The following is an 11752-nucleotide window of genomic DNA, read 5'->3' on the forward strand; positions in this document are numbered from 1 at the left end:
GGACCGGCCCCGGGGACCCTCCCCTCCACCCAGGGGATCCGGTGCACCGCCGCCAGGGGGCCTGCCCCCCATCCAGACCGGAAAGACCATGGCTTCCACCACACCCACCCAGCTAGACACGGCTCCGCCTGTCTCCAAGAGCGGAAGGTCCACCGGCCGCGCCGGTGACAAGATCTTCGCGGGCCTCTCCAAGGGCTCCGGCATCCTGCTCCTGGTGATCATGGCGTCGATCGCCATCTTCCTCACCTACCGCGCCTCCATCGCGCTGGCCGAGAACGAGGGCAACTTCCTCACCACGTTCGACTGGAACGCGTCGGCCAATCCCCCCGTCTTCGGCATCGCCGTCCTGCTCTTCGGCACCGTCGTCAGCTCGATCATCGCGATGGCCATCGCGGTTCCGATCGCTGTCGGCATCGCCCTGTTCATCTCGCACTACGCGCCGCGCAAGCTGGCCGCCCCCCTCGCCTACGTGGTCGACCTGCTGGCCGCCGTGCCGTCGATCATCTACGGCATCTGGGGCGCCCTCTTCCTCGTCCCGCAGCTCGCGGGGCTGAACCTGTGGCTCGACGAGTACATGGGCTGGACCTACGTCTTCGACAAGACCCAGGTCGGCGTCGCGCGCTCGCTCTTCACCGTCGGCATCCTGCTCGCGATCATGATCCTGCCGATCGTGACCAGCGTCAGCCGCGAGGTCTTCCTGCAGGTCCCGCGCATGAACGAGGAAGCCGCACTGGCCCTCGGCGCGACCCGCTGGGAAGTCATCCGCATGTCGGTGCTGCCCTTCGGCCGCTCCGGAGTCATCTCCGCCTCGATGCTCGGCCTCGGCCGCGCGCTCGGCGAGACGATGGCCGTCGCGACCGTCCTCTCCCCGAGCTTCCTGATCTCCGGCCACATCCTGGACCCGGGCGGCGGCACGTTCGCGCAGAACATCGCCGCGAAGTTCGACGAGGCCAACGAGTTCGGCCGCGACGCCCTGATCGCCTCCGGTCTCGTGCTCTTCCTGCTCACCCTGCTGGTCAACGGCGCCGCCCGGCTGATCATCGCCCGTCGCAAGGACTTCTCGGGGGCGAACGCCTGATGAGCCACGCACTCCAGGACCCGCGCCCCTCCCGGGCCGCCAAGTCCGCCGCCCCCAGCAGCCTGACGCAGGGCCACCTGCCCCGCTGGGCCCCGGCCGGCATCGCCGCCCTCTCGGTCGCCCTCGGCTCCGGCCTCGGCGCCCTCTTCGGCCTCCACAGCAAGATCCAGTGGGGTCTGCTGGCAGCCATCCTCTTCGTGGTCATCACGTACACGGCCAGCTCGATCGTCGAGAACCGCCGCCAGGCCAAGGACCGGGTCGCGACCTCCGTCGTCTGGGTCTGCTTCATCCTCGCCCTCGTCCCGCTGCTCTCGCTGCTGTGGACGACGATCAGCCGCGGCATGGAGGTCCTCGACGGGGACTTCCTCAGCCACTCGATGAACGGCGTGACCTCCTTCGAGCCCGGCGGCGGCGTGTACCACGCCCTCCTCGGCACCATCGAGCAGGTCGCGCTGGCCACCGCGATCTCGGCCCCGATCGGCCTGCTGACCGCCGTCTACCTGGTCGAGTACGGCAAGGGCCCGCTCGCCAAGGCCGTCACCTTCTTCGTCGACGTCATGACCGGCATCCCCTCCATCGTCGCGGGTCTGTTCATCCTGACGACGTGGACCCTGATGCTCGGCTTCGGCCCCTCCGGCTTCGCCGGAGCCCTGGCCCTGTCGATCCTGATGATGCCCGTCGTGGTCCGCTCCACCGAGGAGATGCTCAAGCTCGTCCCGAACGAGCTGCGCGAGGCCGCCCTGGCCCTCGGTGTGCCGAAGTGGCGCGTGATCCTCAAGGTCGTGATCCCCACGGCCATCGGCGGCATCGCCACCGGCGTGATGCTGGCCGTGGCCCGCATCGCGGGTGAGACCGCGCCGATCATGCTGCTGGTCTTCGGTACCCAGCTGATCAACAACAACCCCTTCGAAGGCGCCCAGTCCTCGCTCCCCCTGTACATCTGGGAGCAGTACAAGGTCGGCAGTGAAGCCTCCTACGACCGGGCCTGGGGCGCAGCCCTCGTCCTGATCGCCTTCGTCATGATCCTCAATCTGGTGGCTCGCGGCATCGCCCGCTGGAAGGCCCCCAAGACCGGTCGCTGACGCGACCACTGAAAGCGAAGTGACCACCATGGCGAAGCGAATCGACGTCAGCGGACTGTCCGCCTTCTACGGAACCCACAAGGCCATCGACGACATCTCGATGACCGTGGAGCCCCGCTCCGTGACCGCCTTCATCGGCCCCTCCGGCTGCGGCAAGTCCACCTTCCTGCGCACCCTGAACCGCATGCACGAGGTCACCCCCGGTGGCCGCGTCGAGGGCAAGGTGCTGCTGGACGACGAGAACCTGTACGGCCCCGGCGTGGACCCGGTCGCGGTCCGCCGCACGGTCGGCATGGTCTTCCAGCGCCCGAACCCCTTCCCCACCATGTCGATCTTCGACAACGTGGCCGCGGGTCTGCGCCTCAACGGCTCCTTCAAGAAGTCCGAGCTCGCGGAGATCGTCGAGAAGTCCCTCCAGGGCGCCAACCTCTGGAACGAGGTCAAGGACCGCCTGAACAAGCCCGGCTCCGGCCTCTCCGGCGGCCAGCAGCAGCGTCTGTGCATCGCCCGCGCCATCGCGGTCGAGCCCCAGGTCCTGCTGATGGACGAGCCCTGCTCGGCCCTCGACCCGATCTCCACCCTCGCCATCGAGGACCTGATCGGCGAGCTCAAGGAGCGCTTCACGATCGTCATCGTGACGCACAACATGCAGCAGGCGGCGCGCGTCTCCGACCGCACGGCCTTCTTCAACCTCTCCGCGGTCGGCCAGCCCGGCAAGCTGATCGAGCTCGACGACACGGACCGGATCTTCTCGAACCCGTCCGTGCAGGCGACCGAGGACTACATCTCGGGCCGCTTCGGCTAAACCGGGATGTTGCGAGACGTCCTGCGGTGCTGCATGGCGGTGCCACCGCAAGGCGAAAGAAAGAAAAAGGGCCGGCTCCCCCTGGGTGGGGGGAGCCGGCCCGCTTCTTTTCCCGGCCCCCGCACACCACCCCACATCGTGACTTGGATCACAACAACCCTGCCCCCTGCTCGTCGGTCATACGTACGCCAGCGACAAGTTGCGTACCGGAAGCGGCCCTTGAGGCCGCCACCGGATTCCGGGGGGGATCTTTTGCGCAGTACCACGTACCTGACGGCCGCCGCCTGCACCGCGGCCGTGCTGGCCGTCACCGGCCTGTCCCCCGCGACGGCCGCGCCCGCCGCACCCACCGCCCTGGCGGCCACGCCTAAGTACGTGCCCAAGGAAGCCGCCGACTTCAACGGCGACGGCTACGCCGACCTGGCCGTCGGCGCCCCCACCTCCACCGTCAACGGGCTCAAGCGGGCCGGCATAGTCTCCATCGCCTACGGCTCCTCCACCGGCCTGCGCCACGACAAGCAGCAACTGATCAGCCGCGCCACCGCCGGCATCCCGGGCGAGCCGACCAGCACCATCAGCGGCTGGGGCCACGAGTCCGCCTACGGCGACCTGGACGCCGACGGCTACGACGATTCTGGCGATCACCTCCTACTGGGAGACCCTGATCCTGTGGGGCGGTGTGTCCGGCATCTCGGGTGGCACCGCCCTCCCGGCGGGCACCGGCACGGCCGAGTCGCCCTGGTTCGAATCGATCTCAGGGGCGGTCGGGGACGTCAACGGCGACGGCAAGGACGACCTCGTCCTGCCCGGGGCCCAGGTCGGCGTCAAGGGCTCGCTAGGCCTGGCCACGTGGTTCGGCCCGTTCAACCGTGCCACCGGAAAGCCGGCCTCCACGCAGTTCCGCAACACCAGTGCCAAGGACGGGATGAGCACCGACTCGGTCAGCGTGGGTGACATGTCCGGCGACGGCATTGCCGACATCGTCGTGATGGGTGGGAGCAACCACAGCGCGCTCGAGCGCACGGCCATGCTCCTCAAGAGCACCCCCAACGGCCTGGTCCAGGGCGGCATGCTCGACTCGCTGGGGCGCGTCGGCGCGTTCGGGGACATCAACGGGGACGGCTACGGCGACTTCGTCGGCAGGCGCCAGGGGTACGACATGTACGGGACCGGCGGCATCACCGTCACCTACGGCGACCCTTACGGCGTGAGCAACACCCTGCCCGCCCGCTTCTACGACCAGGACACCGCCGGCGTCCCGGGCGTCAACGAGAAGGGCGACCGCTGGGGCAACGATGTCGCCCTCGGCGACATCGACAATGACGGCTACGCCGACCTCGTCGTCGGCGCGCACGTGGAGTCGGGCACCGGCTCCACCACCGAGAGGGCCGGTGCGGTCACCGTGCTGCGCGGCTCCAAGACCGGCCTGACCGGCACCGGTTCCCAGGTCTTCACCCAGAACTCCGCGGGCATCCCCAGCGCCTCCGAGACGGCCGATCACTTCGGCTCGGCCGTCACCCTCCTCGACGCGAACAAGGACGGCAAGCCCGAGCTGTACGTCGGCGGCAACGGCGAGGACAACTGGGTCGGCCGGGTCTGGCAGCTGCAGAACAGCGGCACCCGCCTGACCGGCACCGGCGCCACGTCCTTCAACCTGGGCGGCGGCTACGGCAGCGCCCACTTCGGCGCCTGGTTCGGCAAGTAGGCAACGCGACGCCTCCGGGCCGGCCCGCACCTCACCACCCATCAGTTCCACGGGGGGACACCCAACCCATGCGCACGCGCACGTTCCTCACCACGGCCGCCTGCATCGCCGCCGTCCTGGGCCTCACCAGCCCGACCCCCGTCACCGCGACCCCGCCCGCCGCCCCGTCCACCGCCCGCGACACCGCCGACTTCAACGGCGACGGCTACCCCGACCTCGCGATCGGCGCCCACACCGCCACCGTCGACGGCGTCAAGCGGGCCGGCGCCATCACCGTCGCCTACGGCTCGGCCACCGGCCTGAGGTACGACCAGCCCGCCATCAGCCAGGCCACCCCCGGCGTCCCCGACAGCCCGGTCGAGGACGGCAAGTGGCACGAGGTCGCGGCCCACGGCGACTTCGATGGCGACGGCTTCGACGACGTGTACCTCCGCTGGATCGACAAGAACATGATCCTCTGGGGCTCCCGGAGCGGCATCACGGGCGCCTCCACCACGCTCCCCGCGGGCCACCACACGGCCACCGACCCCGCACTGCTCGGTGGCGCCTTCGGCAGCGGCGACGTCAACGGCGACGGCACCGCCGACATCGTCATCCGCTCCCACGGCGGCGGCGCCTCCGGCCTGAGCGTCCTGTACGGGCCGGTCGACCGCAGCACGGGCAGGGCCGCGTCCACCCTCTTCCGCGACATCGAGAAGGAAGACCAGCTGAGCGGGCCCCGCGCCCTCTTCGTCGCGGACGTCACCGGCGACGGGTTCGCGGACGTCATCGTCAGCGGCGACCGGGACGACAAGCCCAAGAGCAAAGTCCTCAAGGGCAGTCGCACCGGTCTGGTCAAGGGCAGTGGCACGTTCAAGCAGTACGCGGAGCACTCGAACGTCACCGGCTCCGCCTTCGGCGACCTCAACGGCGACGGGTACCTGGACCTGGCCATCGGCCTCGCCGCGACGCGCAGCGACATCGAGCGGGATGCCGTCAGCGTGAACTACGGAGGCCCGAAGGGCCTCAACACCACCGCGCCCGCCCGGCTCCTCACCCAGTCCTCCATCGGCGTCCCGGGCATCGCCGAGCCCGGCGACCTCTGGGGCAGCACCCTGGCGATCACCGACACCGACGGCGACGGATCCGCGGACCTGCTGGTCGGCGCCCCGGACGAGAGCGCCGTCGACGAGGCCACCACCGCCCGGTCCGGCGCCCTCACCGTGCTGCGCGGCAGCAAGACCGGCATCACCACCGCCGACGCGCAGATCCTCACCCAGAACACGGTGGGCATCCCCAGCACATCCGACAGCAACGACCACTTCGGCTCCGCGCTCACCGCGATCGACACCGACAAGAACGGCGAGCCCGAGGTCTACGTCGGCGGCAACGGCGAGGACGTGTACGACGGCCGCGTCTGGAAGCTCCTCACCGTGCCCGGCACCGGCCTCACCGGTACCGGCGCCACCAGCTTCGGCCTGACCGCCTTCGGCGGCAGCTCCGGCGCCTCCAACTTCGGCTACCGCTTCGCGGGCTGACCCGTCACCCCTCGGACAAGGACAGGACGTCCACCCATGCGCAAGCACACCCTGCTGACCGCCGCCGCCTGCGCGGCCACCGCGCTCAGCCTCACCGCAGCCGCCCCGGCCACCGCCACGACCGCGGCCACCGCCACGACCGCGGCGCCCGCCGCGACGTCGACGACCGCCGCCACCCCGGCCAAGCCGGCCGACTTCAACGGCGACGGCTACCCCGACCTCGCCATCGGCGCCCACACCGCCACCGTCAACGGCCTGAAGAAGGCGGGGGCGGTGTCCGTGGTCTACGGATCGGCCACCGGCTTCCAGTACGACAAGGCCTCCGTCATCACCCGGGCCACCGAGGGCGTCGAAGGCGATCCCCGCGAGGACTCCAAGTGGGGTCACCCCGAAGGCCACGGGGACTTCGACCAGGACGGCTACGACGACTTGGTCGTGGCTCAGGGCATGAACCTCGAGCTGTTCTGGGGGAGCAAGCAGGGCATCACCGGCGCCTCCGTCACCGTGCCGGACGAGTTCAAGTCCGCGGGCGGCTCGGACCGCCTCTGGTCGGCGCTCGCCATCGGCGACGTCAACGGGGACGGCACCCCGGACATCCTCTCCGGGACCTGGGGCGGCGGCCGCCTGGCTCACGGCCAGGTCACGGAGTACGGGCCGTTCGACCGGACCACGGGCAAGCCGAAGTCGTTCGTCATCCGCGACACCCGTGCCCTGGACGGCCTCGACACCGGCGCCGTGAGCGTGGCCGATCTGACCGGTGACGGCATCGACGACGTGCTGATCGGCGGTGTCGACCCCACGAAGAACGTGCGAAGGAGCACGGTGTTCAAGGGCACGCGCACCAACGGCCTGGTCAAGGTCGGCGACTTGCCGAACCAAACCTCCGGCAGCTTCGGCGACATCAACGGGGACGGTCACCAGGACTTCGTCAGCCATGGCGCCGAGAACGTCACCGTCACCTACGGCGGCCCGAACGGCCTCAGCACCACCCTCCCGTCCCGCACCTACAGCCAGAGCAGCACCGGCGTCCCCGGCATCAGCGAGACCGGCGACCTCTTCGGCAACACGCTCACCGTCGCCGACACCGACCAGGACGGCTACGCCGACATCCTCATCGGCGCCCCCGGCGAAACCGGCACGGACCCCGCCACCACCGCCCGTTCCGGCGCCCTCACCATCCTGCGCGGCAGCAAGACCGGCATCACCGTCACCGGCGCCAAGTCCTTCACCCAGAACTCCACCGGCATCCCCAGCACCTCCGAACTCGACGACAAGTTCGCCACCACCCTCCGCGTCCTGGACAGCGACAAGAACGGCAGGCCCGAGGTCTACGTCGGCGGACACGGCGAGGACAACTTCACCGGCCGCGTCTGGAAGCTCACCACGGACACCACCGGCGTCATCGGCGCCGGCGCCACCAGCTTCACCCTCGCCGACCTCGGCGGCCCCAAGGGCGTCTCCTCCTTCGGCTTCCGCACCACCGGCTGACGACGGGCCGACCCGACCCACACCTCACCACCAACCACCTCCACGGGGGGACACCCAGCCCATGCGCGCACGCACGCTCCTCACCACGGCCGCCTGCACGGCCGCCGTCCTCGGCCTCACCACCCTGACCCCCGCCACCGCGGCCCCGACGGCCACCCTGGCGGCCACCGCCCGCGACACCGCCGACTTCAACGGCGACGGCTACCCCGACCTCGCGATCGGCGCCCACACCGCCACCGTCGGCGGTATCAGCCGCGCCGGGATGCTCTCCGTCCAGTACGGCTCCCGCACCGGCCTGCAGAACACGGCCGCGCTGATCTCCCGGGACACCCCCGGCGTTCCCGGCGAGCTGACCGAGAACGACGGGTTCGGCTGGATCTCCGGCCAGGGCGACGTGGACCACGACGGATACACCGACCTGATCGTGCACGACGTCTATGGTGTCCTCATCCTGCGCGGCGGCAAGGACGGCCTCACCGGCCGCGACACCCGCCAGATCAAGCACGGAACGCGCCTCCCGGACGGGGCGTACCTGACACCCAGGAGGGCCGCCGCCGTCGGTGATGTGACCGGTGACGGCGTCGCCGACATCCTCACGGTCGCGGACGAAACGAACGCACCCTCCGGCAAACTGGTCGTGTTCCAGGGACCCTTCGACTTCGCCACCGGCAAGCCGGCGGCGATCCAGCTCCGCCACACCTCCAACTCGGAGAGCCTGCGCATCATCGGGCTCTACGTCGCCGACATGACCGGAGACGGTATCGCGGAGGTCGTCGCCACCGGCTGGGACAAGAGCGTGATCTACAAGGGCGGGCCGGCCGGCCCGACCCCCGTCGGCTGGGCCAAGGGCCAACGCGCCGGAGCGTTCGGCGACATCAACGGGGACGGCTACCAGGACTTCGTCGGCGGGGAGGCCAACCAGTTCGACAAGGACGGCAGCCGGATCCACGTCGCCTACGGCGGCCCGAAGATGCCCCGCACCCTGTCCGAAGTGCTCACCTACACGCAGGACAGTCCCGGCGTCCCCGGCGTCGCGGAAGCCGACGACCGGTGGGGCAGCGCGGTCGCCGTCGGGGACACCGACGGAGACGGATACGCCGACATCATCGTCGGCGCTCCCTGGGAGACAGGCACCGACCTGGCCGCCACGCACCAGTCCGGCTCGATCACCGTGCTGCGCGGCAGCGCCTCGGGCATCACCGGAACCGGCTCCAAGGTGTTCACCCAGAACTCCACGGGCATCCCCAGCACCTCCGAGCGCTTCGACCACTTCGGCGCGAGCACGACCCTGCTCGACGCGGACAAGGACGGAAAGCCCGAGCTCTATGTGAGCGGGTACGGCGAGGACAACTTCACCGGCCGGGTCTGGAAGCTGAAGACCGACGCGACCGGAGTCACCGCCGTCGGAGCCACCAGCCACAACCTGGCCGGCCTCGGCGGACCGGCAGGCCGCGCCCACTTCGGCTGGAGCTTCGGCCCCGGCAAGCTCGCCAACCCTTAGCAGCCGGCCCCACGCCCGACATGCCAGTGCGCCCCGCCGGATCAGCCGATCCGGCGGGGCGCACTGGTTTCCGTAGGACTCGGGCGGTCACACGAAGGCGAGGTTGACCACCCAGAAGCTGAGCGCCGCGACCAGCGCCGCGGCCGGCATGGTGATGAACCAGCCCAGGATGATGTTCTTGGCGACGCCCCAGCGGACCGCGTTCACCCGCTTGGTCGCACCCACACCCATGATCGCCGAGGTGATCACGTGGGTGGTGGAGATCGGCGCGTGGAAGAGGAACGCCGAGCCGAACATGATCGAGGCACCGGTGGTCTCCGCCGCGAAGCCCTGCGGCGGGTCCAGCTCGATGATCTTGCGGCCGAGGGTGCGCATGATGCGCCAGCCGCCCGCGTACGTACCCAGCGAGAGCATCACGGCGCACACGATCTTGACCCAGACCGGGATCGCAGCGCCCTCGGTCTGCACGTCGGCGATGACCAGGGCCATCATCACGATGCCCATGGTCTTCTGCGCGTCCTGCAGACCGTGGCCGAGCGCCATGCCGGCCGCCGAGACCGTCTGCGCGATGCGGAAGCCGCGCTTCGCCTTGTGCGGGTTGGAACGGCGGAACATCCACATGATGGCGACCATCACCAGGTAGCCGACGACGAGGCCGACGACCGGCGAGATGAACATCGGGATAATGACCTTGTCGACCACACCCGTCCAGAGCACCTCGGTGCCGCCCGCCAGCGCCGCGCCCACCATCCCGCCGAACAGCGCGTGCGAGGAGGACGAGGGCAGGCCGAAGTACCAGGTGATCAGGTTCCACACGATCGCGCCGACGAGCGCCGCGAAGAGGATCCACATGCCCCGGTTGCCTTGGGGCGTCTCGATCAGGCCCTCACTCACCGTCTTGGCGACCCCGCTGCCGAGGAAGGCACCGGCGAGGTTCATGACCGCGGCCATCGCGAGCGCGGCGCGCGGGGTCAGCGCACGCGTCGAGACCGAGGTCGCGATCGCGTTCGCGGAGTCGTGAAAACCATTCGTATACGTAAAGCCGAGCGCGACACCGATGGTCACGACCAGAGCGAAGGTGTCCACGAGGTTCAGGACTCCTTGACCGCGATGGTCTCCACCGTGTTCGCAACGTGCTCGAACGCGTCGGCCGCCTCTTCGAGCACGTCGACGATCTGCTTGAGCTTCAGCACCTCGATGGCGTCGTACTTGCCGTTGAAGAGCTGGGCGAGCAGCTTGCGGTGGATCTGGTCGGCCTGGTTCTCCAGGCGGTTGACCTCGATCCAGTACTCGGTCAGGTTCTCCATCGTGCGCAGGTGGGGCATGGCCTCGGCGGTCAGCTCGGCCGCGCGCGCCAGTACCTCGATCTGCTGCTCGACACCCTTGGGGAGCTCCTCCACGTTGTAGAGGACGACCAGGTCGACCGCCTCCTCCATGAAGTCCATGATGTCGTCGAGGCAGGACGCCAGCTTGTAGATGTCCTCGCGGTCGAACGGTGTAATGAAGGAGGAGTTGAGCTGGTGGAAGATCGCGTGGGTGGCGTCGTCTCCCGCGTGCTCCGCTGCCCGCATCCGCTCCGCGATCTCGGCTCGGGCGGAGGAGTCCGCTCCGAGCAGTTCCATGAGGAGCTTGGAGCCCGTGACGATGTTGTCCGCGGATGCGGCGAACATGTCGTAGAAGCTCGTCTCCCTGGGGGTCAGACGAAATCGCACGTGAGGTCCTCGGGGTGCATTGGATTCGGTCAGGCTGATGCTAGGCGCATCCCCTGGCCACGGCTAACCGGCAGTTCCCCAGTGTCCTCCATCGGGCAGAGTGAGGACGACGGGCCCCTGCCCCTGCGGCCGGGGGCCGGTACCCTATACCCACGAGGGGTATAGGTCCCCCATTCCGGACCACGGGAGGACGCATGACTGCCATCCAGGCGGAGGGCTCCGGAGCCACCACGGCCACGGACACGAGCGCGGACACGGACACGGGGACGAGCGCGGACACGAGCGTGGACACGGGCACGGACCCCGGCGCCGGCGCGGTGCACGGCTACCACCACCAGAAGGACGAGCACCTCAAGCGTCTGCGCCGGATCGAGGGCCAGATCCGGGGGCTCCAGCGCCTCGTCGGCGAGGACGTCTACTGCATCGACATACTCACCCAGGTCTCGGCGAGCACGAAGGCGCTCCAGTCCTTCGCGCTCCAGCTCCTGGAGGAGCACCTGCGGCACTGCGTCGCCGACGCCGCCGTCAAGGGCGGGGGAGAGATCGACGCCAAGGTCGAGGAAGCGACGAAGGCGATCGCCCGCCTGCTGCGTACCTGACTGCTGGGCACCTGCCCCGGGGACGGAGGTCAGCCGGAACACACGCCCATCAGCACCTCGTCGATCCGGTCCTGGCTGAGTCTGTCCTCGGCCACGGCCGACGCCGCGATGATCAGCTCTCCGCACAGTTCGATCTCGGCGAGCGCCACGAGGTCCTGCACCGTCGAACCGCCTGCGGGAGTCACGCGTGTCACCTCAATCTGCCGTCGTCCGGTCGCCGGCGCTCGGCTTCTCAGCGTAGGGAGCGCGCGGCGCGGCGCACATG

The 11752-nt window shown here is 69.6% G+C and carries 11 protein-coding genes and 1 pseudogene; 9 read left to right on the plus strand and 3 right to left on the minus strand.

All coding sequences use genetic code 11. The features are described 5' to 3' along the window. Nucleotides 1-88: 88 nt before the first annotated feature. From pstC to AC3IYI_RS19405, 8 genes and pseudogenes are all read left to right on the plus strand, one after another. Nucleotides 89-1078 carry a phosphate ABC transporter permease subunit PstC gene (gene pstC / locus AC3IYI_RS19370; RefSeq protein ID WP_489411362.1) on the plus strand — a complete coding sequence of 330 codons (990 nt, stop codon included), beginning with the start codon at nt 89-91 and terminating at the stop codon, nt 1076-1078. After that, nucleotides 1078-2160, plus strand: a complete 1083-nt coding sequence (gene pstA, locus AC3IYI_RS19375; RefSeq protein ID WP_489411363.1) for a phosphate ABC transporter permease PstA — start codon at nt 1078-1080, stop codon at nt 2158-2160. The genes pstC and pstA overlap by 1 nt, the downstream gene beginning before the upstream one ends. Before the next feature lie 28 nt (nt 2161-2188). Continuing rightward, nucleotides 2189-2965, plus strand: coding sequence for a phosphate ABC transporter ATP-binding protein PstB (gene pstB, locus AC3IYI_RS19380; protein ID WP_489363208.1), 777 nt, complete (start codon nt 2189-2191; stop codon nt 2963-2965). Nucleotides 2966-2998: 33 nt separating this feature from the next. After that, nucleotides 2999-3406 (plus strand): annotated as a pseudogene (locus tag AC3IYI_RS19385) (FG-GAP repeat protein); the annotation flags it as partial. Nucleotides 3407-3644: 238 nt separating this feature from the next. After that, on the plus strand, nt 3645-4670 hold the full coding sequence (locus AC3IYI_RS19390) for an FG-GAP and VCBS repeat-containing protein (protein ID WP_489411364.1): 1026 nt from the start codon (nt 3645-3647) through the stop codon (nt 4668-4670). Nucleotides 4671-4738: 68 nt separating this feature from the next. Then, nucleotides 4739-6187, plus strand: coding sequence for an FG-GAP-like repeat-containing protein (locus tag AC3IYI_RS19395; protein WP_489411365.1), 1449 nt, complete (start codon nt 4739-4741; stop codon nt 6185-6187). 36 nt (nt 6188-6223) lie between these two features. Next, nucleotides 6224-7675, plus strand: a complete 1452-nt coding sequence (locus AC3IYI_RS19400) for an FG-GAP-like repeat-containing protein (RefSeq protein WP_489411366.1) — start codon at nt 6224-6226, stop codon at nt 7673-7675. Between the two features lie 61 nt (nt 7676-7736). Then, nucleotides 7737-9176, plus strand: a complete 1440-nt coding sequence (locus AC3IYI_RS19405) for an FG-GAP and VCBS repeat-containing protein (RefSeq protein ID WP_489411367.1) — start codon at nt 7737-7739, stop codon at nt 9174-9176. An 87-nt stretch (nt 9177-9263) separates the two neighbouring features. Here the strand turns inward: AC3IYI_RS19405 and AC3IYI_RS19410 are convergent, their stop codons facing one another. Together AC3IYI_RS19410 and AC3IYI_RS19415 are read right to left on the minus strand one after the other, a co-directional pair. Continuing rightward, complete coding sequence (locus AC3IYI_RS19410) at nt 9264-10262, minus strand: inorganic phosphate transporter (protein WP_489411368.1); 999 nt, start codon at nt 10260-10262, stop codon at nt 9264-9266. 5 nt (nt 10263-10267) lie between these two features. Next, a complete protein-coding gene (locus AC3IYI_RS19415) occupies nt 10268-10888 on the minus strand; it encodes a DUF47 domain-containing protein (protein ID WP_384652478.1) in 621 nt (206 codons plus the stop codon). 194 nt (nt 10889-11082) lie between these two features. On the opposite strand from AC3IYI_RS19415, the gene AC3IYI_RS19420 reads away from it, so the two are divergent. Further along, nucleotides 11083-11487, plus strand: coding sequence for a metal-sensitive transcriptional regulator (locus AC3IYI_RS19420; RefSeq protein WP_489411369.1), 405 nt, complete (start codon nt 11083-11085; stop codon nt 11485-11487). Between the two features lie 29 nt (nt 11488-11516). Here the strand turns inward: AC3IYI_RS19420 and AC3IYI_RS19425 are convergent, their stop codons facing one another. Next, nucleotides 11517-11672: a hypothetical protein gene (locus AC3IYI_RS19425; RefSeq protein WP_489411370.1), complete on the minus strand. Its 156-nt coding sequence runs from the start codon at nt 11670-11672 to the stop codon at nt 11517-11519. Nucleotides 11673-11752 lie beyond the last annotated feature (80 nt).

The sequence above is a fragment of the Streptomyces sp. GL_148 genome (assembly GCF_057834205.1).

Excerpts from the sequence above, each read along its gene's own strand:
- pstC (WP_489411362.1), top strand. The coding sequence starts at position 89 with ATGGCTTCCACCACACCCACCCAGCTAGACACGGCTCCGCCTGTCTCC.
- pstA (WP_489411363.1), top strand. The coding sequence starts at position 1,078 with ATGAGCCACGCACTCCAGGACCCGCGCCCCTCCCGGGCCGCCAAGTCC.
- pstB (WP_489363208.1), top strand. The coding sequence starts at position 2,189 with ATGGCGAAGCGAATCGACGTCAGCGGACTGTCCGCCTTCTACGGAACC.
- AC3IYI_RS19395 (WP_489411365.1), top strand. The coding sequence starts at position 4,739 with ATGCGCACGCGCACGTTCCTCACCACGGCCGCCTGCATCGCCGCCGTC.
- AC3IYI_RS19400 (WP_489411366.1), top strand. The coding sequence starts at position 6,224 with ATGCGCAAGCACACCCTGCTGACCGCCGCCGCCTGCGCGGCCACCGCG.
- AC3IYI_RS19405 (WP_489411367.1), top strand. The coding sequence starts at position 7,737 with ATGCGCGCACGCACGCTCCTCACCACGGCCGCCTGCACGGCCGCCGTC.
- AC3IYI_RS19420 (WP_489411369.1), top strand. The coding sequence starts at position 11,083 with ATGACTGCCATCCAGGCGGAGGGCTCCGGAGCCACCACGGCCACGGAC.